A 21511-nucleotide genomic window follows, 5' to 3' on the forward strand; every position below is an offset into this window, starting at 1 on the left:
CGATCGCGGCGGCGTCAGGCGAAATCGCGCCCGATCAGGCCGCAAGAACCCCCGCCTTTTTCGCCGTCCAGGTGGCGATGAGATCCATCAGCCCGGGCGAAAGGCAATCGTAAGGTTCGAGCCCGACTTCCTTGAGACGCGAGCGTACGGCGCCCATCTTCCCCGGATCGTAACCACTTTCGATGATCGACGATACGAAGGCGGCAAAGCCGGGTGCTGCCCAGCCCTTCTCCTGGAACCGTTCGGGATGGACGAAGGACAGGCCCTGGAAGGCATGGTCGCGCTCGACAGGCCCGTACATATGGACCCCGCAATCCTTGCAGGCATGGCGCTGGATCAGTGCGGACGCATCGACGACCGCCAGCTTGCTTCCGTTCTCCAGAACCTCGATATTGGCCGTTGGCGCCACGGCAACCACGGAAAAGACTGCGCCCTTCGGCTTCCAGCATTTGGTGCAGCCGCAGGCGTGATTGTGGGCAATGTCGCCCTTGACGCGGACCTTCACCGGATTGCTCGCGCAATCGCACACCAGCGTACCACCGGCAAATGCCGCATCGGTCGCCCGGTATCCTGAATCCACGATCGGGTGGATCGCTACATTGTTCATGCGTTGTCTCCTTCCCTTCCTGGGCCGGGGCGGGATGCCGCGGCCAAGCCCTCAGCCGTCGCGCAAACCGCTCCACGGCCGGCGCGAGACCTCCTCCTGGGTGCAGTATATCACCACGCCGCCGATATCGTGCGCTCCTCTTCTGCCCATGCAACGGGCTCAGGCGCGAGTAGTGCCCTGCCTTTCACGTCGCGATTTCCGGCTTGTGCTAAGGTTTCACGCGGTCAGGATGGGCGGCCTGGAAGGCCGGCAGTTCGGCGCATCTGCCGTCGATTGCGACGATGCGCCTGAAATCGGTCATGTCCACGCCCCAGCGGCGGGCGTTGTAGACCTGCGGAACGAGACAAAGGTCGGCCATCGTCGGCCGGTCCCCGAAGCTGAACGCTTCATCGACGCCGCCGATCATCGCTTCCAGCCTGCGAAGCCCGTCCGTGATGAAATGCTTCATCCATGCCTCGCGGGCGTCAGCCTTGTCCGTTAGGCTCGTCAGATGCGCCACGACATGCATGTTGCATATCGGATGAATGTCCATTGCGACCGCATAGGCGAGGGCGCGCACTTTGTGGCGATCGTCTATATCGGCCGGCAGCAATCCGCATTCCGGCCGAAGCTCGGCCAGATGCTCGACGATCGCCAGCGACTGGGTCAGAGTTTTGCCGTCGATCACCAGTGTCGGCACGAACCCTTGCGGGTTGAGCGCCAGATATTCCGGCGTCCTGTGCGCTCCCTCCAGCAGGTTGACGGACACCGTCTTGTAGTCGACCGCCAGGAGATTGAGCGCGATGCGGACCCGATAACTCGCCGATGACCTCCAGTAGTCGTAGAGAACGACATTATTCACTGCTCTCTGCCTTCCGGTATCTTTCGACGGTCTGCTCGATCGCTCCGAAGATCGAACGGCCGGCGCGATCCTTCATCTCGATGCGCACCTGATCCCCGAACTTCAAGAACGGCGTCTTCGGCGAGCCGGTTTCGATCGTCTCGATCATGCGGATCTCGGCAATGCACGAGTAGCCGTCTCCCCCGTCTTCGATCGCCCTGCCCGCTCCGCCATCCAGCTTGTTGGAAACCGTTCCCGAACCGATGATCGTCCCTGATGCCAGATTGCGGGTTTTGGCGGCATGAGCGATGAGCTGGCCGAAATCGAACGTCATGTCGATGCCGGCATTCGCCTTGCCGAATGCCCTGCCGTTCAGTCTCACAAGCAGCGGCAGAGACACTTTGCCGTCATGCCACGACGCTCCAAGCTCGTCCAGCGTCACCGCGACCGGAGAAAATGCCGATGCCGGCTTGGACTGGAAGAAGCCAAATCCCTTTGCCAGTTCGTCCGGTATGAGACCTCGCAGCGACACGTCGTTGACGAGCATCACGAGACGGATGGCATCGCGCCCTGCCTGCGCACCGGAACCCATGGCAACGTCGCCGGTGATGACGGCAACCTCGCCCTCCATGTCGATCCCACAGGTCTCGTCAGCCGCCAGGATCGGGTCTCGCGGCGCGAGGAACCCGTCCGAACCGCCTTGATACATCAGCGGATCGGTCCAGAAGCTCGCCGGCATCTCGGCGCCCCGCGCCCTGCGCACCAATTCAACATGGTTGAGATAAGCCGAGCCATCGGCCCATTGGTAGGCCCGCGGCAAAGGCGATGCCGCGTCGTGCTCGTGAAATCGGATCGTCGGCTGGGCTCCGGTTTCGATACTTTCGGCAACCTGCGCCAGTCTTGGAGCCACCCGCTCCCAGTCGTCCAGCGCCGCCTGCAACGTGCGGGCAATGTGGGCGACGTCACAACAGCGGGTAAGGTCACGGGAGACGACAACGAGCCGGCCGTCCCTCGTGGAGTCTTTTAACGTTGCAAGTTTCATATCCCATTCCCGCGCCAGAGGTGTCGGACGACCTTCCGTTCATTCCGTCATTTGATGCCGGGGGTTCCGTCGAACTTGCGTTCCAGGCCGTCCCAGCACTCGAGGTAATCATCCTGCAGCGTTTCAAGCTCGGCGGCATATCTCGTCAGTTGCTGCGGGTAGCGGGTCTCGAACATGAAGGCCATGGTGTCATCCAGCTTCACAGGCTTGAGTTCGGAATTGGATGCCTTTTCGAAGGCGAGCGCATCCGGCCCGTGGGGAAGCATCATGTTGTGCAGGCTCATGCCGCCGGGGACGAAGCCCTCTTCCTTGGCATCATACCGGCCATGGATCAGCCCCATGAATTCGCTCATGATGTTGCGGTGGTACCAGGGCGGCCGGAAAGTATGCTCGGCCACCAGCCAGCGGGGCGGAAAGATCACGAAATCGACATTCGCCGTACCCGCATCCTCGGTCGGGGCGGTCAGGACCGAAAAAATCGACGGATCGGGATGATCGAAGCGGATCGCGCCGACGGGAGAGAATGTCCGCAGATCATATTTGAACGGGGCGTAGTTGCCGTGCCAGGCCACGACGTCAAGCGGCGAGTGGCCGATATCGGTGACGTAGAATTTTCCGCACCACTTCACATGGACGCGGCAAGGCTTTTCCTTGTCCTCGAAGGCGGCAACAGGTGTCTTGAAGTCGCGCGGGTTTGCCAGGCAGTTCGCGCCGATGGGACCGCGGTCCGGCAGCGTGAATTTCGCACCGTAATTTTCGCATATATATCCGCGCCAGACAGCCTGCTCGCCGCCTCTGAGAATCTTGAACATCATGCCGCGGGGTATGAGGCAGATTTCCAGGGGCTCCACGTCCATGATGCCCATTTCGGTAAACACCCTGATGGCGCCAAGCTGCGGCACGATCAGCAGTTCGCCGTCGGCGTTGAAGAAATAATCGTCGACCATGTCCTCGTTGAAGGCGTAAGCATGTGCTGACATCCCCACCTGGGTCGTGACATCGCCTGCCGTCGTCATTGTCCGCACCCCCTGCAGAAACGTCAGCGTCTCGGTCGGCGCGGGGATGGGGCTCCAGCGAAGCTGGCCCAGAGGAAGCGAATGCTCGTCCAGGCAAGGCGCGGTCTTCCAGTGCGGATAGGACATATTCGTGAAGCGGCGGGTGTGGCGCACGCTGGGGCGAATGCGATAGAGCCAGGATCTTTCGTTCGTCCCGCGCGGCGCAGTGAACGGCGAGCCGGAAAGCTGCTCGGCATAAAGACCGTAGTTGCATTTCTGAGGGCTGTTCTGGCCCTGGGGCAAAGCGCCGGGAAGTGACTCCGTCTCGAAGTCGTTGCCGAAGCCCGGCATATATTTCAGCTTGTTTGCCGTCGCAGCTTCAGCCTCCGACGTCTGGATCGATGCCTGGTCCATTGCGCAATTCCTCCCCGAAAATGCTACGGCGCCGCGCGCCTTTCAAAGGCGCGGGGCGGCCCCCGGAGTTTACTCCGCCGCAGTGCCGATGACACCACGCTTGATTTGATCGGCTTCGATCGACTCGAAGAGCGCGCGGAAATTGCCCTCCCCGAAGCCCTCGTCGCCCTTGCGCTGGATGAATTCGAAGAAGATGGGGCCGATGACGGTCTTGGAGAAGATCTGGAGCAGGATTTTCGTCATGCCGCCATTCACCACGCCTTCGCCATCGATCAGGATACCGTGCCTCTTCATGCGGTCGACAGGTTCGCTATGACCGTTCACGCGCTCATAGGACATGTCGTAATAGGTTTCCGGCGGTCCCGGCATGAAGCGCAGACCGTTGTCGGCGAGCCTGTCGGTGGCCTCGTAAATATCTTCCGTGCCAACGGCGATATGCTGGATACCCTCGCCTCCGTATTTCTTCAGATATTCCTCGATCTGGCTCGTGTCGTCCTTCGATTCATTCAGCGGAATGCGGATCTTGCCGCAGGGCGAGGTGATGGCGCGGCTCACCAGACCGGTGATGCGCCCATCGATATCGAAGAAGTGGATCTGCTTGAAATTGAACAGGTTTCTGTAGAAATCCCACCACTTGTCCATGTTGCCGCGGAAGACGTTGTGGGTGAGATGGTCGAGATAGTAGAAACCGATGCCCTGAGGATGCGGGTTGCGCTCGCCCAGCCAGTCGAACTCGGCATCGTATGCCGATCCCTTTGCGCCATAGGTATCGACGAAGTAAAGCAGCGAACCGCCGATGCCGACAATCGCCGGGACGTCGAGCGCCTTGTCGTCCCCCTCATAGGGAACGGCGCCTTTCGAGACGGCGTGATCGAAGGCATGTCCGGCATCGACCACACGCCATGCCATCGATGGAGCACAGGGACCATGGGCCGCGACGAAACGCGCGGCATGGCTGCCGGCTTGCGCATTCAGGACATAGTTGATGTCGCCCTGGCGCCAGACGGTGATGTCTTTCGTCTTGTGCCTGGCGACCGGGACATAGCCCATGCGGGTGAAGAGCTCGCGCAGCTTGTCGGGCTCGGGATGGGCGAATTCAACAAATTCGAAGCCGTCGGTACCGGCCGGGTTGTCGGCCGTAATTTCCGAAGGCGGCGCATCGTGCGGAAAAGGACCCATTTTCTCCTCCTGGGAATTGAACTTCGCCAGTGCAAAGTGTGGCCCAAAACGCATGCAAAGTTCTTGCATTCTTCATGTTCCAGGAAGAGACTATGCACGATCCGTGAGTGTTTTGGGGATTCTGTGCAATGGATGAACAGCTCGACAAACTGGATTTGCGCCTGCTCCAGGAACTTCAAAAAGACGGCCGGTTGACGAATAACGAACTGGGGGAGCGGATCGCGCTTTCCCCCTCGCAATGCTCGCGCCGGCGCACGCGACTGGAGGCAGAGGGATATATTCGCAGCTACAGGGCCTATCTGGATCAACGGAAGCTGGGGCTGGATATGCTCGTGGTCATTTCCGTCACGCTGGCGACCCACAACAGGGACAATGCCCGCCGGTTTTCGCAGCTGATCAATGGCCTTCCGGAAGTTCTCGAAGCCTATGCACTGACGGGTGAAATGGACTATCACCTGAAAGTGGCCACCCGCGGGCTCGCCGACCTCTCGAAATTCGTCAACGACGTTCTCCTGCCCCACGAGTCGGTGCAGCATGTGAAAACGTCGATCGTCCTCGATACGCTCAAGACATTCGAAGGCTTTCCGGTACCCGTGCCGGGGCATTGGCATGGCGACGGCCCGCGGTGATGCCAGCGTCGGGGCTTGCAACGAACATCTAGATCGGCAGTTCGGTCGAGAATTTCAGCTCGCGCAGCACAAAGCTCGATACGACCGTACGCACATGGGGATTGCGCATGAGGTAGCGGGTCATGAAGGCTTCGTAGCTTTCCACGTCCCTCGCCCGGATCTTCAGCATATAGTCGAAAGCGCCCGACAGGGCGTAGCACTCCATGATCTCCGGCCGCTCCAGCACCACAGAAGCGAAGGACGCGACCGCCTCTTCGTGATGATCCTCCAGCGTCACATGGGCGATCACGCAGAGCTTGAGATCGAGCTTTCCGGGATCGAGCAGCGTCACACGCTTGCGGATAACGCCGTCGGCTTCCAGTTCCTGGAGCTTCCGCCAGGCCGAGCTTTGCGACATGCCGGCCTTTTCCGCCAGGTCGGCCAGCGAAAGGCTGCCGTCCGCCTGGATGAGCTGCAGAAGCTTGCGGCGAAAATTCCCGGGTTCTTTCATTTCATGCGCCAAATTCGGGAAGATTTGCCACCACTATGGCAATAGCCAGCACGAAAGAAAAGAAAATCCTCGAAATCCGGGGGATAATGGCAGAAACGCCATTCCGGGAGGATCAGGCCATGACCAAGGAAAGCAGCTACACCGCCAAACTGCCCGGCCCGGACGGTCTATACGACTATACTCCTGAAGAGGATGCGATCTGGGGTGAGCTTTACCAGCGTCAGATGAAGCTGCTCGCCGACACGGCCTGCCGCGAATATCTGGACGGCGTCAAAATGCTGGGCCTCAGGCCCGACAAGGTGCCCCAGCTTCTAGATGTGAACAGACGCCTGAACGAAACCACCGGCTTCGGCGTCGAAGGCGTGCCCGCGCTCATCCCGCCCTCACGCTTTTACGAACTTCTGTCGCAAGGAAAGTTCCCGCTCGCAACCTTCCTGCGCCGTCGCGAGCATATCGACTATATCGAGGAACCGGACCTGTTCCATGAGGTCTTCGGCCATTGCCCGATGCTGACCAACCAGAGCTACGCCAATTTCGTCCGCCATTTCGGCAAAACCGCAATGCGCCTCGGCAAAGGCTATTCATGGCATCTGTTCCGCATCTTCTGGTTTACCGTCGAATTCGGCCTTATCAATACGCCGCAGGGCCGCCGCTGCTTCGGCGCAGGGATTGTCTCATCGCCAAGCGAGGCAAAGGCGGCAATGGAAGGCACTGCCTGCGAATTTCGGCCGTTCGATCTCATGACCGTGCTCAGAACGCCGTACCGGATCGATATCCTCCAACCGATCTACTACGTCATAGACAGCTTCGCCGATCTTGAAGCGATCGTGGAGCAGGATATCGGCGATGCGATCCTGAAGGCGAAATCGCTGGGTGATTTCGCCCCCAGTTTCGAAGCCAAGGCTTCATGAGCCGCTGACGATATCGCGATCGCGGCGGCGAGTTTGCCTCAAGCGATACGTTTGGCCTTTGCGAGCGACCAATAGGCCGGTCCCGACTCGACCTTGTACCCGATATCGACACGCGGGTTCCTGGCGATCACGTAAGACAATGCGATGATCCCGAGCAGCGGCAGGTCCGTCAGTATCTTCTTCTCGGCCTCCTGAATGATGGCAATGCGCTTGTCGAAATCGGGCTCGTTCTGTGCCTTGGCAAGAAGCGCATCGATGCCGGGGATGGCAACGCCGTAATGGCTGTAGTTGCCGCCACCCTTGCCGTCGGCCTTGACCTCCGCGGAGGCGGCAAGCTGGGTTGCAAGGGTCAGCGTCGGAACCGGCGGGAAGCTTGAGGAGTAGAGAGCAAGTGCGTTCTTGTCCTGGCGATTGTCGGAATGGAACGTCGTGTGATCGATGATCTTGAGATCGAGCGTGATCCCCGCCGTGCGCAGCTGTTCCTGGATCATCAGCATGATCGAGGCATAGTCTTCGCGTTGGCTGACATAACAGGGAATTGTGACGCCGCCGGGAAAGCCCGCTTCGGCCAGCAGGGCCTTGGCTTTTGCCGGATCCGGCTTGTATTGCAATTCAGGAGGCAGATCCTCGACCTTTACGGAACCTGCAAACTGCGAAGCGATGACACCCACCATGGGGCTTGCGATGCCCTGGAAGGCAGCGGCAATCGCCGCATTGTCGATAGCGTAACGGATCGCCTGGCGGACTTTCAGATTGTCGAGCGGTTTGCGCGTCAGGTTGATGTTCAACGTATTGTGCGAACCGGGTGCCGTCGCGTCGAAGATCGTATCCGACGAACGCTGCTTCATCGTCTCGATCCAGCCCGGGGCGCGCACGCCTTCGATCATGTCCACCTGCCCGGCAGCGAAGGCGAGCGTCCGCGCCGTCGTATCGGCAATGAAGGTGATACGCAGGTTCGGCGTTGCCGGCGGTCCGTCGAAATGCTCCGCAAAGGCGGTCAGAAGCAGGCCGTCATTGGCGTCAAAGGATTGAAGCTGAAACGGACCGGTGCCGATCGCGTCGGTATTGAACCCCTCGCCTTTTTCCTCGAAGGCTTTCTTCGACATGATCGAGACGCTGAGCGTGGAGGCGCAGCTTCCGTTGAAGAGCGGATCAGGGCTCTTCAACGTGAAGCGGACGGTCATGGGATCGACGGCTTCGCAGCTGGCGATATTGGCATAGATCACCTTGTTGGCCGTCACCTGCTTCGGATCGAGCTGCCGCTGAAAGGTGAAGACGACATCATCGGCCGTGACCTCGCCGTAGTTCTTGTGAAACTTGACGCCCTTGCGGATCTTGTAGGTCCAGGTCTTGGCATCCGCCGACGATTCCCAGCTCTCGGCAATGCTCGGCAGGAACTCGTCCGGCTTGACGGCCCAACGCCCCTCCGGCGGTTTGACCAGCGTATCGAAAAGCTGGTTGATCGCCCAGTTGTCACCGCCATTCAGGCCGGTCTGCTGCGGATTGAGGCCAACCGGCGCGCGGGACGCCAGCGCGATGGAAATCGTGTCTCCATCGCCCGCCTCGGCCAGGTCCAGGCCGATTGCGGACGCCACGGCAGCCGTCGTAACGGCAAGTCCGGACTGAATCAGAAACTCTCTGCGTGATGCGCTCATTTCCTTCCTCCCAAGGACAGTGTTGCGACGGCCTAATGCTGGATTGCGATCTTGCGCCGCTCCAGTTCGACCGCATCGAATTCCATTCCGAGGCCGGGCGACTGCGGTAGTTCGAACCGGCCGTTCTTTGGCTCCGATGGATTGACGAACACGGAAGCTCCTCTCTCCCAGTTGTCCGCCAGTTCCACCGGCTTGGCCAAATGCATGATCGTGCTGAGCACGTGAATGTTGGCGAGATGTCCGATTGTCGGCTGCGTCTGGTGCGGGACGAGCTCGACGCCGGCGGCATGCGCGATAGCCGCGCATTTCATGATGCCGGTTATGCCGCCCATCTTGACGATGTCGGGCTGGACCATGCGCACGCCGGCATCGATGAGATCGCGCAGCGCCTGCAAGGTGTAGGTCTGCTCACCGGCCGACACGGTGATATCGAGCCGTTGCGCCACTTCGCCCATGGCGCGCACATTGTAATGTTGCACCGGCTCCTCGAACCAGGTGTAGCCCAGATCCTCCAAGGCCCGGCCGACGCGCATGGCGCCACCGACGGAGTAGCCGTTATTGGCATCGAAACCGAGGACGAAATCGTCGCCGAGCAGCTTTCGCACGGCTTTCGCCTTGGCGATATCGCCCGGAATATCGACATCCTGGCGGCTGCGATCGCCATCCCAGCGGATCTTGACGGCGGCGGGGTTTTCCCTGGCCACGCGCCTTTCAACGACGCGAACCACCTCGTCGACCGTTCGTGCCGCATTGCCGCCGATCGAGGAGTAGCAGGTAAGGCTGGTTTTCCAGGCGCCGCCGAGCAATTTGTAGACGGGCTGGTTGAACAGCTTTCCCTTCAGGTCCCAAAGCGCGATGTCAAGTGCGGCAAGGGCGGCGGTCGTGATCCCCTCCGGTCCGAGCTTTACACAGCGATGAAACAGGTCGTCGAGCAGGACGACGTGATCAAGAACATCCTTGCCGATCAGAAACGGCGCCATGTCGCGCGCGATGACCACGAGCGAAGCATAGCCGCCCTGCATGGGCGAGGCCTCGCCCATGCCGAATGCGCCGTCCTCCGTTTCAATACGGACGAAGGCACTCTTCGACGCATTTGGACCATCGCCCAGCGCCAGCTGGAACGGTTCGATTTTTGTGATCTTCAATATTTCCTCCCAATGCTTTCAGTCACCATGTGACGGCGATGTATTTCGTCTCCGAAAATTCCAGAATGCCGTGGTGGGCGCCTTCGCGCCCGAGGCCGCTCTGCTTGACCCCGCCGAAAGGGGCGGCCGGATCGGATACAAGGCCGCGATTCAGGCCGACCATCCCGGCTTCGAGCCTTTCGGAAACCCTGAGCCCGCGCGCGAGGTCGCGGGTGTAGACGTAGGAAATCAGCCCATATTCGGTATCGTTCGCAGCGGCGATCACCTCTTCCTCCGACGTGAAAGTGGTCAGTGCGGCAATCGGCCCGAAGATCTCCTCGCGGACGATCCTGGCGTCGGCGGTCACATCGCGGATGACGGTTGGCGGGAAATAGTAGCCATCCCTTTCCAGCAGCTTGCCGCCGGTCAGCAGCTTGGCGCCGCGTCCGGCAGCCTCGGCAACGAGATCGCCGATGCGCTCGAGCGCTTTCCGATTGATGACCGGACCGCACTGCGTGGCCTTGTCATAGCCGGCTCCCACGGTCATGGCGCCCATGCGCGCCGCAAGTTTTGCGGAAAATTCATCGACCACATCGGCGTGAACGTAGAAGCGGTTTGCCGCCGTGCACGCCTCGCCGCCATTGCGCATCTTGGCAACCATCGCCCCCTCGATCGCCGCATCGATGTCGGCATCGTCAAAGACGATGAAGGGGGCGTTGCCGCCAAGCTCCATCGAGCAGGAAATCACGGTATCGGCCGCCTCATGCAGCAGCTTGCGGCCGACCTCCGTGGAGCCGGTGAAGGAGAGTTTGCGCACGCGCGGATCGTGCAGCATCCTGCTGACGACCGGACCCGATTGTTGCGTGGTGATCACGTTGACCACGCCATCAGGCACGCCGGCTTCGGCATAGAGGGCTGCCAGAGCATAGGCCGTCAGCGGGGTTTCGGTCGCCGGCTTCAAGACGCAGGTGCAGCCGGCGGCAAGCGCCGGGGCAATCTTGCGCGTCGCCATGGCGGCTGGAAAATTCCAGGGCGTGACGAGAACAGCGACACCGATCGGCTGATGCTGGACGATGATCTTGTTGGCGCCTGACGGCGCCGTCGAGATTTCACCGTTGAGCCGCACGGCCTCTTCCGAAAACCAGCGAAAGAATTCGGCCGCATAGGCGACCTCGCCATGGGCATCGGCCAGGGTCTTGCCGTTTTCCAGGCTGATCAGTTCGGCAAGCATCTCCTTGCGCTCGATCATCAGCTCGAAACAGCGCCTGAGAATTTCCGAACGCCTGCGCGGCGCCGTCGCCGCCCAGGACGGCCCGGCCGCATGTGCTGCCGATACGGCATCCACGGCATCGTCGATCGACGCGTCGGCAACGGCCGCGATGACGGAACCGGTCGAGGGATCGATCACATCGAGCCGCTTGCCTGTCGCTCCGCTACGCCATTTGCCGTTGATGAACAGGTCCGTCGGGACCAGGCGCAGATCGAATCCGATCTGGGGGGGAAATTTCTCCATGAGGGTCATGGTCAGCTTGCCTTCCTTGAGCGTGAATGAGCCCTCAGAGCATCGCGATTGCCGCCAAAGGCGGCTTCCACGAGGACTGTCATGGACGCAAGATCCAGGGGCCGGGGGTTGTTCTTGATGAGCCGGGCGCTTCCCATCGCCTGCTCGGCCACCTGCGGTAACTGGTCCTTGCCGATTCCGAGATCGGCGATCGTCGCTGGAATGCCGATGCTGGCAAAAAGTGCCGCCACCGCATCGATGGTGGCGTCGGCCTGCTGTTCGGCCGAGCGCCCGCCGATGTCGAGCCCCATCGCCTGGCCGATCTCGCCGATCTCCGCTTCGCAGTGGTTTCGATTGAACTCCATGACATAGGGCATCATCACGGCAACGCCCGCACCATGAGCGGTATGCGTCATCGCCCCGACGGGATACTGCACGGCATGCGCAGCGGCGGTTCCGGCGACGCCGAAGGCAAGGCCGGCTGCGGTTGCGCCGAACATCAGGCGTTGACGCGCCTCGATATCCCGGCCGTTGTCATAGGCGCGCTTCAGGCTGGCGCAGATGTGTGAAATCGCCAGCAGGGCATAATGATCGCTGAGCGCATTCTTGCCGAGGAACACATGCTCGTGGACGATACTGCCGGTCGGTTCGCGGCGGACGGTCGTGAAGGCTTCGATTGCATGCGTCAGTGCATCCGCACCTGAAACCGCGGTCAGGCCCGGCGGGCAGGAATAGGTCAGCTCGGGATCGCAGATTGCCGTGTGGCAGATGAGATGCGGACTTGCGATACCGACCTTGATGGCGCGGTCAGGATCGGTGATGACGGCAACGGGCGTCACCTCCGAGCCGGTACCGGCAGTCGTGGGCAGCAGCAGGAGCGGCAGGACCGGACCGGGAACCTTGAACTCGCCGTAATAGTCCGAAGCGCGCCCGCCATGCGTCAGAAGCAGCGCTGCGACCTTGGCCGCGTCCAGGCAGCTGCCGCCGCCAATGCCGATCACCATGTCGGCGCCAAAAGCGGCTCCCGCTTCCAGCGCACTGTTTATGCAGTCTAGCGGCAGCTCGGCGATCGTCCGGTCGAAGACCTTGACGTCGACGCCGGCCCTCCTCAAGCCATCGACAATTGCCTGAAAATCAGCTTGCGCACTGAACCGTTCGTCGGTCACGACAAGCGCCCTGCGGCCGAGCGTTGCCGCATAACCAGGTAACGCGGCCCGTTGGCCTGCGCCGAAAACCAGGTTGCGTGTGGATCGCAAAGTGCCAAAAAGCGACAAATTCCTTCTCTCCGATTTTGCTAGGCCGTTTCGCAGCAGGCGAGCGCCTGCAGGCGGTTCCAGACTTCGTCGGCGATCGGGATTCCCTCGCTCAATCGCCTGTCGCGACAGGCTCTTCCACGCTCGCCGGGGATGAGGACCTCATCGAAGCCTTCCGCCGGAGGCAGATGGCGAATCGCCTCCAGATAATCCTGCAGATCGCGCCTTGGACCGTCGATGACGATGAAGACGTCGCCCTTGTTGCAGACATTGGTATCGTCGAGGGTTCCGCGAACGTCCCGTCCGAGGGCTGCCCCGGAAAGACTGCCGACGATCAGCTCGAATGCCAGGCCCAGCGCGTAACCCTTGGCCTGCCCGAAGGGACCGATTGCCCCCTGCTTTGCGGCATTCGCATCCGTGGTCGGGTTGCCGGCGCTGTCGATCGCCCAGCCGAGAGGGATTGGTTGCCCGCGATTGGCATGATCGTGGATCTCGCCCATGGAGACGACGCTGGTCGCCGTGTCCATCATGAAAGGCGCGCCGCCGGTCGGAATGCCGATGGCGATCGGATTTGTCCCAAGCATGGCCATCCTGCCGCCCCAGGGGTGGACAAGCGCTTCGCTGGTGGAAAGAGCAATGATCGTAAAACCTGCTTCCGCCACGCGCTCTGCATACCATCCGAGCATGCCGACATGGTTTGAATTGGTGATCGCCGCGAGTGCGACGCCGTTTTCGCGGGCACGGGGCTTCAAAACCTCAAGCGCCTGATTGGCGACGACAGGACCCAGCCCACGCTCTCCATCGACGGCAAGGAAGCTCGGCGACCGCCAGACATGCCGCCCCGTCGCGCCGGGATCGCTGACGCCGTTCCGGATCCTGTGCACGATGCGCTCAAGCCGCAAGAGACCGTGAGAAGAGACGCCCCGCAGGTCCGCCTCCATCAGCAGATCAATCTGCTGCCGCCGGTGCTCGCCGCCGACGCCCGCCCGCCGGAGCACGTCCTCCGCGACACGTCTCAGCACATTCGCCTGGACAATAACCACAATATAAAATCCGATCGGATATCTGATTGCGATGGGCGGACTATGCTGATAAGAAGTTTGGGCGTCAAGGAGCAATTTTTAGAATGACAAGAGAACTGAAAGGTGTGGGAACGGGTGAGCAGGGTCTTCTTCGCCGGCCGCCCCGGCTCGGAGACGAAGTCTACAACGCGATCTATTCGCAGTTGATGTCTCTAAAAATTCCGCCGGGCGGAAGGGTATCCGTGGACAGTCTCGTGCGTGAACTCGGGGTTTCGCAGACGCCGATCCGGGAAGCGCTTTCACGCCTCGAGGCGCAGGGGCTCGTCATCAAGACGCACCTGATCGGCTATAGCGCAGCGCCGCAACTGAACCAGAAGAGGCTGGAACAGCTTTACGAGCTGCGGCTGCTCGTCGAGCCCTTCGCTGCCGCCAGGGCGGCTGAAGCCATGTCCGAGGAGGCGATCGCTTCCCTCGAAGCAATCGATATCGAAATGCGCTCCGTTCGCAATGACGATGCCAGACTGGCCTACGGCCAGTTTGCGCAGAGCGACGGAGCGTTTCATGACCTGATTGCGCTTGGAAGCGGCAATGCGCTCATCCGCGAGACACTTGGCCGGCTGCACACGCATGTGCATCTTTTCCGGCTCTACTTTCATTCCCGCGCGACAAGCGAAGCCAATGCCGAACATGCATTGATCATCAGGGCTATCAGGGCAAGAGACCCGGCAGGCGCCGAAAGCGCAATGCGCGAGCACATACTGCGCTCGCGAACGCGCTTCATGGCGATCTTCCAGGGCGGCTGAACGGCTGCTCCGCCGCCATCGCTCACGTCTGCGGCATGCGCACCGGGCCGGTGGACTCGCGCAGGATAAGCTCTACCGGCCACAATTCATGTATCTCCGTCGGCGAGCGCCCGGCCAGGAGCTGCAGGACGAGATCGGCGCAGCGCGTGCCGGCGGCCCGCATCGACGACCGGGTCGCCGACAGCGACGGGGCCATGTTGTCGGCCGTCAGATAGGGAAAAACGTCATCGTGAGCGATAACCGAGACATCCCTGCCGATCTGCAGCCCCAGGGAACGCGCCGCCCGGTAAATGCCGAGCGCCGTCATCATCGATCCCGCGACGAACGCGGTCGGCCGCTTCGGTTGTTCGAGAAATGAGCGCGCGAAGCGGAAGCCGAGTTCATCGGTGAAGTTGCCGTTGGCGATGAGTTGCGGATCGACTTCGATCCCGCGGCTCTGCAGGGCGCTGCGGTAGCCGATATCGCGATGCAGCGCATAGGTCGCGCCCTCGCGGCCGTTGATCATCGCAATCCTTGTATGACCGAGATCGATCAGATGCGACGTCGCCCGGCGCACCGCCCCCTCGTTGTCGATATCAAGCCAGGGATGCGGCACGTCGATGTCCGAACGGCCATGAACGAGGAACGGCATTCCCAGCTCGTGCAGCAAGGCGATGCGCTGGTCATTGGGACGAGGCGAATGCACGATGATCGCATCCACCCGCTGACTTTCCGCCAGCCGCCTGTAGAGCTGCATCTCGGCATCATGTTCGGGATTGGCCATCGGTATGACCAGAATATCGGTGTCTTCCGTGATAAGACGTTCCGCCATTCCGGCCATGAACTCCGCGAAATGAAACTCGCCGGCGCGCCCCATGACGACGCCAATAGCGCCAACGCGGCCCGTTTTCAGCCTGACCGCATTGACGTTCGGCCGGTAGCCCAACCGCACCGCCTCCTGGACGACGCGGGCGCGCGTCACCTCGCTGACCTCTGGATAGCCGCTGAGCGCACGACTGACGGTCGTCGGGGACAGTCCAAGTTGTTTTGCGAATTCTTTGAGTTTCATTGACCGAAATAACTTTCATCGCCTGCGCTGCCGGGCATCTATACCATCGGCGTCGCGAATTCCACATTTTAAGCCGTCGACTATATTTTCTCAAATCGATTTCAATTTTGGCGCCGACCAAGATAAGCAAATCCGCAGTTATAGAGCTGCTTATATCCGCGGTGCGCATTGATTTTAAACAATAATCCTTGCTTACGCACAGGCGCAGATCCCATCCGAAGCTCTCCCTTGACATGGTATGGAGCTTCTGACAGTTTTTCATCAGCCAAATCGTTTTCAATTTGGTCCTTTGGGAGGAGAAAATGAAGTTTTGTTTCACAGCGGCCGCCGTCGCGGCCGCGCTCATTGGCGCGACCGTACCGTCCTACGCCGCCGAGATCAGCATATCGGCAAGTTCGACCGGCAAGAACCTTGAGCTATTCCGCAAGCAGCTCGACGTTTTCGAAAAGGCGACCGGCAACAAGGTCAAGATCGTGACCATGCCGTCCTCGTCGACGGAACAGTTTTCGCAGTACCGGCTGTGGCTCGCAGCCGGCAACACGGATGTCGATGTCTACCAGACCGACGTCATCTGGGCGCCGCAGCTGGCCGACCAGTTCGTCGACCTGAAGGATGCCACCAAGGATGTCGTTGGCGACTTCTTCCCGGCAATCGTCGCCTCCCAGACCGTCAACGGTCGCCTCGTCGCGTTGCCGCTCTATACGGACGCGCCGGCTCTCTTCTACCGCAAGGACCTGCTTGAGAAATACGGCAAGCAGCCGCCGAAGACCTGGGACGAGATGGAGGCAACCGCCAAGGAAATCCAGGAAAAGGAACGCGCCGCCGGCCAGAAGGACCTGTGGGGCTACGTCTTCCAGGGCAACGCCTACGAGGGCCTGACCTGCGATGCGCTTGAATGGGTCAAGTCCTCGGGCGGCGGCCAGATCATCGAGACCGACGGCACGATTTCGATCAACAACGAGAAGGCCGCGGCAGCGCTCAATCGCGCCAAGGGCTGGGTCGGCACGATTTCGCCAAGCGGCGTGCTTGCCTATCAGGAAGAAGAATCCCGCGGCGTCTGGCAGACCGGCAACGCCGTCTTCATGCGCAACTGGCCCTATGCCTATGCGCTGGGCAACGGCGCCGACAGCCCGGTCAAGGGCAAGTTCGACGTGACCACGCTTCCCGTTGCCGCAGAAGGCGACAAGCCCTCCTCCACGCTGGGCGGCTGGAACCTCGCCGTCTCGAAATACTCGAAGAACCCGGATGCGGCGATCGAACTCGTCAAGTTCCTGACGTCGAAGGACAGCCAGAAGCAGCGCGCCATCGAGCTTTCCAACCTGCCGACCCTCTCGGCGCTTTACGACGACAAGGACATTGCCGCCGCGCAGCCGTTCATGCCGAACTGGAAGCCGATCTTCGAAAACGCCGTGCCGCGCCCGTCGGCCGTTGCCAAGGTCAAATATAACGAAGTTTCCGCCAAGTTCTGGACCGCCGTCCACAATACTCTCTCCGGCAGCGGTACTGCCGAAGAAAACCTTGAGCTTCTCGAAGCCGATCTGACGACGCTGCAAGGCAGCGGCTGGTAACAGATCGAAGCGGCAGCGACGGAATCCACCGTGGCTGCCGCTTTCGATAACGCCGTCGTCAATCGTCTCATGAAGCGGATATTCCATGAGTGAAGTTGCAGTTTCCCAAAACCTGAGCACAGGCGCGCGCACCAAAGCGATCTCTTCGGATCTGCGCTCGGAACGCGTCCGTTCCGCCTGGATCTTCCTGGCTCCGACCCTGCTGATCCTGGCGATCGTTGCCGGCTGGCCGTTGTTCCGCACCATATATTTCAGCTTCACCAATGCGTCGCTGACGAACCTCGGCGATGCCCGGTTCGTCGGTTTCGACAATTACCTCTCCTGGGTCACGCTGAAGAGCGGCCGCACGATCTACAGAGGATTGCTGGCCGATCCCGCATGGTGGGGGGCGGTCTGGAACACGGCGAAGTTCACGCTGTTGTCGGTGACGATCGAAACCGCGCTCGGCCTTATCGTTGCCCTTGTGCTGAACGCGCAATTCGTCGGCCGCGGCATTGTGCGTGCCGCCATCCTTATTCCCTGGGCAATCCCGACGATCGTCTCGGCGAAAATGTGGGCCTGGATGCTCAATGACCAGTTCGGCATCCTCAACGACATGTTTCTGAGCCTCGGGCTCATCAGCCAGAAGATTGCGTGGACGGCAGATCCCAATACCGCGATGATCGCCGTTCTGATCGTCGATGTCTGGAAGACGACGCCCTTCATGGCACTGCTGATCCTTGCCGCCCTGCAGATGGTTCCGGCCGATATTTACGAAGCCGCAAAGATCGACGGCGTCAACCCCATCAAAGTGTTCTGGCGTCTGACCCTGCCGCTGATCCGCCCGGCCATCATGGTCGCGGTAATTTTCCGCATGCTCGATGCCATGCGCATCTTCGACCTGATCTACGTGCTGACGCCGAACAACGCCCAGACCAAAACCATGTCGGTCATGGCGCGCGAGAACCTTTTCGACTTCGACAAGTTCGCCTATGGCGCAACCGCCTCTACCGTCCTCTTTCTCATCATCGCGTCGGTCACCGTGCTCTACATCTGGCTCGGCCGCGTCAATCTCGGCGGAGGCGAACGCTGATGCTGCTTACAGCCACCAAGAATACGCTCTTCTATCTTCTGGTCGCGGTCATCGTCGTCATCGCGGTCTTCCCTTTCTACTACGCGATTCTCACGAGCTTCAAAGCCGGCACGGCCCTTTTCGAGGTCACCTACTGGCCGACCTCGATCTCGCTGGAAAATTATAGCGGCGTTTTGACGACAGGCAGCTTCATCCGCAGCCTCGGCAATTCGCTGTTCATCGCATGCCTCGTGGTTGCCGCTTCGCTGCTGCTTGCCGTCACCGCATCCTACGCGCTTGCCCGCGTGCATTTCCGGGGTCGCGCGCTCCTGATGCTGACCATCCTCTCGGTTTCGATGTTTCCGCAGATTGCGGTGCTCGCAGGGCTCTTTGAACTCATTCGCTGGATCGGCATCTTCAACACGCCGTTCGCCCTGATCTTCTCCTACATGATTTTCACCCTGCCCTTCACGGTCTGGGTACTGACCACGTTCATGCGGGATCTGCCGGTCGAAATCGAGGAAGCTGCAATCGTCGACGGCGCGTCACCCTGGGTCATCATCACGAAAGTCTTCATGCCGCTGATGTGGCCGGCCCTTGTCACCACCGGGCTGCTTGCCTTCATCACGGCCTGGAACGAATTCCTGTTTGCCCTGACGTTCACCTCGTCGGACGCTCAGCGGACGGTGCCGGTGGCGATCGCCCTGCTTTCGGGCGGCAGCCAGTTCGAGATCCCCTGGGGCAACATCATGGCGGCATCGGTCATCGTCACCGTACCCGTCGTCGTCCTTGTTCTTATTTTTCAACGCCGGATCATTTCCGGGCTGACCGCCGGCGGCGTCAAAGGCTGAGGAAAGCGAGATATGGCACAGATCAGACTAGACAATATCCGCAAGAGCTTCGGCGCGTTCGAAGTCATCAAGGGCGTGACAATGGACATCCGCAGAGGCGAGTTCATGGTTTTCGTCGGCCCGTCCGGTTGCGGCAAGTCCACCTTGCTGCGCCTGATCTCGGGGCTGGAGGACATCAGTTCAGGCACGCTCTCCTTCGATGGCGAGCCCGTCAATCGTCTTTCCCCGTCGAAGCGCGGCATCGCCATGGTCTTCCAGTCCTATGCGCTTTATCCGCATATGACGGTCTTCGACAACATGGCCTTCGGCATGAAGCTCTCCGGCCGCACCAGGGAGGAATGCAAGGCGCGAGTCGAGCAAGCGGCCGGCATGCTGCAGCTCTCGCCCTATCTGGAGCGCCTGCCGCGCCAGCTCTCGGGCGGCCAGCGCCAGCGCGTCGCCATCGGCCGCGCCATCGTTCGGGACCCGAGGGTCTTCCTCTTTGACGAACCCCTGTCCAATCTGGACGCGGCCCTGCGCGTCGCCACGCGCCTGGAGATCGCCAAGCTTCACCGCAGCATGCACGACACGACGATGATCTACGTCACCCATGATCAGGTCGAGGCCATGACGCTTGCCGACCGTATCTGCGTGCTGCGCGACGGCGTCGTCGAACAGGTCGGAACGCCGATCGAACTTTACGAGACCCCGAATTCCGTCTTCGTCGCCGGCTTCATCGGCTCGCCGAAGATGAATTTCCTCTCCGGGCCGTTCGCGGCTCCCTACAATGCCCACACGATCGGGGTACGGGCCGAACATATCGAGTTTGCAGATCGGGAACCCGCCTGGACCGGCACCGTTATCCACTCGGAGATCCTTGGCTCGGATAGCTTTGTCTATCTCGACATCGGCTCGGACGAGCCGCTCGTCGTTCGCGAGACCGGCGTATCGAGCCACCAGCCCGGCCAGCGGCTGGGCGTGTCGCCGGTCGGAGATCGCATTCACCGTTTCGACCAATCCGGACGCGCCCTCGAAAGGGTTCCCTTCAAGGGCGCAGCCTGACCAGCCACCAAACAAACAGGACCCGACCGTCTCCCACCGGTTCGGGTCCGCTAATCGCATGAAGGAGCAGAAATTTGCCTATTCGCACCGTCGTCTGGGGTGAGAACATCCATGAGAATACCAATGCCATCGTCCGCGAGATCTATCCCGAGGGCATGCACACGACCATTGCCAAGGCGCTGAACGGCGACCCGGCGATTTCGGCGACCACGGCCACGCTGCAGGAGCCGGAGCACGGTCTTTCCGAAGCCCGGCTTGCCGAGACCGACGTCCTGACCTGGTGGGGCCACAAGGACCACGGCGCGGTTTCCGACGTCGTGGTCGAGCGCGTCGCCAAACGGGTCTGGGAGGGCATGGGCCTGCTGGTGCTGCATTCGGGCCATTTCTCCAAGATCTTCAAACGGCTGATGGGCACGCCCTGCGCGCTGAAATGGCGCGAGGCGGGCGAGCGCGAGCGGCTGTGGACGATCAACCAGCGCCACCCGATCGCCGCCGGCCTCGGCGAGCATTTCGAGCTGGAGAACGAGGAAATGTACGGCGAGCAGTTTTCCGTGCCGGAGCCCCTGGAGACGGTGTTCATCTCCTGGTTCCAGGGCGGCGAGGTGTTCCGCTCGGGCCTGACCTGGCGGCGCGGTGCCGGCAACATCTTCTATTTCCGCCCCGGCCACGAAACCTATCCGACCTATCACGATACCAACGTGCAGAAGGTGCTGATCAACGGGGTGAAGTGGGCCTATAACCCGGCGGGCGCATTGAAGAGCATTACCGACGCCCCAAATGTGCCGGTAGAAAAAGCCCTGGAGCCGATCGTCGAACGCGGCCCGAGACTGCACCAGGCCGGCGAAGCCGGTTATCGCTGAGGAGAAGAGCAATGCGTCTACTTGTTCTCGGCACAGGCGTCATGGCGAAAAGCCAGGTTGCCAACTTCCTCGCCATCGACGGCGTGGACGTGGTCGGCGCCGTCGATACGGATCGGACCCGGCTCGATGAATTCGCCGATCATTTCAGCATCGAAAAACGCTTCGCCACGCTCGACGAGGCGATCGCATGGGGCGAGTTCGATGCCGCCACAAACGTCACGCCCGACCGTGTCCATCATGCGACGAGCCTCGCGCTGATCGCGGCCGGCAAACATGTCTTCTGCGAAAAGCCGCTGGCGGAAAACTATGCGCATGCGCTGGAGATGACGGAAGCGGCGGAAGCGGCCGGCGTCATCAACATGGTCAACCTCACCTACCGCAACGTGGCACCGCTGCAGCGGGCGCGCGAAATGGTGCTGGCCGGCGAGCTCGGCACGATCCGCCATGTGGAAGCGTCCTACCTGCAGAGCTGGCTGGTCTCGCGCGCCTGGGGCGACTGGCGCACGGAATCACGCTGGCTATGGCGCTTGTCGACCGGCCACGGCTCGAACGGCGTGCTCGGCGATGTCGGCATCCACATTCTCGATTTCGCCGCCTATGGCGCGGCCACCGATATCGACCATGTGTTTGCGCGGCTGAAGACCTTC

21 protein-coding genes are annotated in these 21511 nt (G+C 61.0%); 9 read left to right on the plus strand and 12 right to left on the minus strand.

Annotation, left to right across the window (positions count from 1 at the left end; all coding sequences use genetic code 11):
- Positions 1 to 34 precede the first annotated feature (34 nt).
- The 5 genes from gfa to hppD form a co-directional block, all read right to left on the minus strand.
- On the minus strand, positions 35 to 607 hold the full coding sequence (gene gfa, locus ACFPWW_RS17535) for an S-(hydroxymethyl)glutathione synthase (RefSeq protein WP_377312686.1): 573 nt from the start codon (positions 605 to 607) through the stop codon (positions 35 to 37).
- Positions 608 to 815: 208 nt separating this feature from the next.
- Positions 816 to 1448 (minus strand): maleylacetoacetate isomerase, encoded by a 633-nt coding sequence (maiA, locus tag ACFPWW_RS17540; protein WP_113497338.1) that lies wholly within the window; start codon positions 1446 to 1448, stop codon positions 816 to 818.
- Entirely contained in the window at positions 1441 to 2469 is a 1029-nt protein-coding gene (locus tag ACFPWW_RS17545) for a fumarylacetoacetate hydrolase family protein (RefSeq protein WP_377312688.1), read from the minus strand. Before ACFPWW_RS17545 ends, maiA begins: the two co-directional genes overlap by 8 nt.
- A gap of 47 nt (positions 2470 to 2516) precedes the next feature.
- Positions 2517 to 3878 carry a homogentisate 1,2-dioxygenase gene (hmgA, locus tag ACFPWW_RS17550; RefSeq protein WP_112758285.1) on the minus strand — a complete coding sequence of 454 codons (1362 nt, stop codon included), beginning with the start codon at positions 3876 to 3878 and terminating at the stop codon, positions 2517 to 2519.
- 69 nt (positions 3879 to 3947) lie between these two features.
- Positions 3948 to 5057: a 4-hydroxyphenylpyruvate dioxygenase gene (hppD, locus tag ACFPWW_RS17555; protein ID WP_377312690.1), complete on the minus strand. Its 1110-nt coding sequence runs from the start codon at positions 5055 to 5057 to the stop codon at positions 3948 to 3950.
- Between the two features lie 128 nt (positions 5058 to 5185).
- On the opposite strand from hppD, the gene ACFPWW_RS17560 reads away from it, so the two are divergent.
- The gene (locus ACFPWW_RS17560; protein ID WP_112570584.1) at positions 5186 to 5686 is read left to right on the plus strand and encodes an Lrp/AsnC family transcriptional regulator; all 501 of its coding nucleotides are present in this window, start codon (positions 5186 to 5188) and stop codon (positions 5684 to 5686) included.
- A gap of 28 nt (positions 5687 to 5714) precedes the next feature.
- On the opposite strand, the gene ACFPWW_RS17565 is transcribed toward ACFPWW_RS17560, so the two are convergent.
- Positions 5715 to 6176 (minus strand): Lrp/AsnC family transcriptional regulator, encoded by a 462-nt coding sequence (locus ACFPWW_RS17565; protein WP_112703350.1) that lies wholly within the window; start codon positions 6174 to 6176, stop codon positions 5715 to 5717.
- Between the two features lie 119 nt (positions 6177 to 6295).
- Here ACFPWW_RS17565 and ACFPWW_RS17570 point away from each other — a divergent pair, with 119 nt between their 5' ends.
- Positions 6296 to 7087, plus strand: a complete 792-nt coding sequence (locus tag ACFPWW_RS17570) for a phenylalanine 4-monooxygenase (protein ID WP_377312691.1) — start codon at positions 6296 to 6298, stop codon at positions 7085 to 7087.
- Between the two features lie 38 nt (positions 7088 to 7125).
- On the opposite strand, the gene ACFPWW_RS17575 is transcribed toward ACFPWW_RS17570, so the two are convergent.
- The 5 genes from ACFPWW_RS17575 to ACFPWW_RS17595 are packed head-to-tail and all read right to left on the minus strand — an operon-like array spanning position 7126 to position 13663.
- Positions 7126 to 8742 carry an ABC transporter substrate-binding protein gene (locus ACFPWW_RS17575; protein WP_112755133.1) on the minus strand — a complete coding sequence of 539 codons (1617 nt, stop codon included), beginning with the start codon at positions 8740 to 8742 and terminating at the stop codon, positions 7126 to 7128.
- Between the two features lie 32 nt (positions 8743 to 8774).
- Positions 8775 to 9887 (minus strand): mandelate racemase/muconate lactonizing enzyme family protein, encoded by a 1113-nt coding sequence (locus tag ACFPWW_RS17580; protein WP_112703348.1) that lies wholly within the window; start codon positions 9885 to 9887, stop codon positions 8775 to 8777.
- Positions 9888 to 9909: 22 nt separating this feature from the next.
- Positions 9910 to 11388 (minus strand): NAD-dependent succinate-semialdehyde dehydrogenase, encoded by a 1479-nt coding sequence (locus tag ACFPWW_RS17585; RefSeq protein ID WP_377312692.1) that lies wholly within the window; start codon positions 11386 to 11388, stop codon positions 9910 to 9912.
- Between the two features lie 2 nt (positions 11389 to 11390).
- Positions 11391 to 12641 (minus strand): iron-containing alcohol dehydrogenase, encoded by a 1251-nt coding sequence (locus tag ACFPWW_RS17590; protein ID WP_377312693.1) that lies wholly within the window; start codon positions 12639 to 12641, stop codon positions 11391 to 11393.
- A gap of 20 nt (positions 12642 to 12661) precedes the next feature.
- Positions 12662 to 13663, minus strand: coding sequence for an Ldh family oxidoreductase (locus tag ACFPWW_RS17595; RefSeq protein ID WP_377312694.1), 1002 nt, complete (start codon positions 13661 to 13663; stop codon positions 12662 to 12664).
- Positions 13664 to 13746: 83 nt separating this feature from the next.
- Here ACFPWW_RS17595 and ACFPWW_RS17600 point away from each other — a divergent pair, with 83 nt between their 5' ends.
- On the plus strand, positions 13747 to 14445 hold the full coding sequence (locus tag ACFPWW_RS17600; RefSeq protein WP_377312695.1) for a GntR family transcriptional regulator: 699 nt from the start codon (positions 13747 to 13749) through the stop codon (positions 14443 to 14445).
- Between the two features lie 22 nt (positions 14446 to 14467).
- On the opposite strand, the gene ACFPWW_RS17605 is transcribed toward ACFPWW_RS17600, so the two are convergent.
- Entirely contained in the window at positions 14468 to 15493 is a 1026-nt protein-coding gene (locus ACFPWW_RS17605) for a substrate-binding domain-containing protein (RefSeq protein ID WP_112703345.1), read from the minus strand.
- Positions 15494 to 15795: 302 nt separating this feature from the next.
- Here ACFPWW_RS17605 and ACFPWW_RS17610 point away from each other — a divergent pair, with 302 nt between their 5' ends.
- The 6 genes from ACFPWW_RS17610 to ACFPWW_RS17635 form a co-directional block, all read left to right on the plus strand.
- Positions 15796 to 17061 carry an ABC transporter substrate-binding protein gene (locus ACFPWW_RS17610; protein WP_377312696.1) on the plus strand — a complete coding sequence of 422 codons (1266 nt, stop codon included), beginning with the start codon at positions 15796 to 15798 and terminating at the stop codon, positions 17059 to 17061.
- An 85-nt stretch (positions 17062 to 17146) separates the two neighbouring features.
- Positions 17147 to 18133, plus strand: a complete 987-nt coding sequence (locus ACFPWW_RS17615; RefSeq protein ID WP_112570603.1) for a carbohydrate ABC transporter permease — start codon at positions 17147 to 17149, stop codon at positions 18131 to 18133.
- Positions 18133 to 18963: a carbohydrate ABC transporter permease gene (locus ACFPWW_RS17620; protein ID WP_112758301.1), complete on the plus strand. Its 831-nt coding sequence runs from the start codon at positions 18133 to 18135 to the stop codon at positions 18961 to 18963. The genes ACFPWW_RS17615 and ACFPWW_RS17620 overlap by 1 nt, the downstream gene beginning before the upstream one ends.
- A gap of 12 nt (positions 18964 to 18975) precedes the next feature.
- Entirely contained in the window at positions 18976 to 20004 is a 1029-nt protein-coding gene (locus ACFPWW_RS17625; RefSeq protein WP_112570607.1) for an ABC transporter ATP-binding protein, read from the plus strand.
- Positions 20005 to 20078: 74 nt separating this feature from the next.
- Entirely contained in the window at positions 20079 to 20864 is a 786-nt protein-coding gene (locus tag ACFPWW_RS17630; protein WP_377312697.1) for a ThuA domain-containing protein, read from the plus strand.
- A gap of 11 nt (positions 20865 to 20875) precedes the next feature.
- Positions 20876 to 21511, plus strand: a 636-nt coding sequence (locus ACFPWW_RS17635; RefSeq protein ID WP_377312698.1) for a Gfo/Idh/MocA family protein, incomplete at its 3' end; no start/stop codon positions are given.

This window comes from Rhizobium sp. GCM10022189, from assembly GCF_042656325.1.
Classification (GTDB): domain Bacteria; phylum Pseudomonadota; class Alphaproteobacteria; order Rhizobiales; family Rhizobiaceae; genus Rhizobium.

Bases quoted from the DNA above. Each gene is read 5' to 3' on its own strand.
- ACFPWW_RS17570 (WP_377312691.1), top strand. From the start codon at position 6,296: ATGACCAAGGAAAGCAGCTACACCGCCAAACTGCCCGGCCCGGACGGT.
- ACFPWW_RS17575 (WP_112755133.1), bottom strand. From the start codon at position 8,742: ATGAGCGCATCACGCAGAGAGTTTCTGATTCAGTCCGGACTTGCCGTT.
- ACFPWW_RS17545 (WP_377312688.1), bottom strand. From the start codon at position 2,469: ATGAAACTTGCAACGTTAAAAGACTCCACGAGGGACGGCCGGCTCGTT.
- ACFPWW_RS17610 (WP_377312696.1), top strand. From the start codon at position 15,796: ATGAAGTTTTGTTTCACAGCGGCCGCCGTCGCGGCCGCGCTCATTGGC.
- ACFPWW_RS17625 (WP_112570607.1), top strand. From the start codon at position 18,976: ATGGCACAGATCAGACTAGACAATATCCGCAAGAGCTTCGGCGCGTTC.
- ACFPWW_RS17600 (WP_377312695.1), top strand. From the start codon at position 13,747: ATGACAAGAGAACTGAAAGGTGTGGGAACGGGTGAGCAGGGTCTTCTT.
- ACFPWW_RS17620 (WP_112758301.1), top strand. From the start codon at position 18,133: ATGCTGCTTACAGCCACCAAGAATACGCTCTTCTATCTTCTGGTCGCG.
- ACFPWW_RS17585 (WP_377312692.1), bottom strand. From the start codon at position 11,388: ATGACCCTCATGGAGAAATTTCCCCCCCAGATCGGATTCGATCTGCGC.
- ACFPWW_RS17605 (WP_112703345.1), bottom strand. From the start codon at position 15,493: ATGAAACTCAAAGAATTCGCAAAACAACTTGGACTGTCCCCGACGACC.
- gfa (WP_377312686.1), bottom strand. From the start codon at position 607: ATGAACAATGTAGCGATCCACCCGATCGTGGATTCAGGATACCGGGCG.
- ACFPWW_RS17565 (WP_112703350.1), bottom strand. From the start codon at position 6,176: ATGAAAGAACCCGGGAATTTTCGCCGCAAGCTTCTGCAGCTCATCCAG.
- ACFPWW_RS17560 (WP_112570584.1), top strand. From the start codon at position 5,186: ATGGATGAACAGCTCGACAAACTGGATTTGCGCCTGCTCCAGGAACTT.
- hmgA (WP_112758285.1), bottom strand. From the start codon at position 3,878: ATGGACCAGGCATCGATCCAGACGTCGGAGGCTGAAGCTGCGACGGCA.
- ACFPWW_RS17615 (WP_112570603.1), top strand. From the start codon at position 17,147: ATGAGTGAAGTTGCAGTTTCCCAAAACCTGAGCACAGGCGCGCGCACC.
- hppD (WP_377312690.1), bottom strand. From the start codon at position 5,057: ATGGGTCCTTTTCCGCACGATGCGCCGCCTTCGGAAATTACGGCCGAC.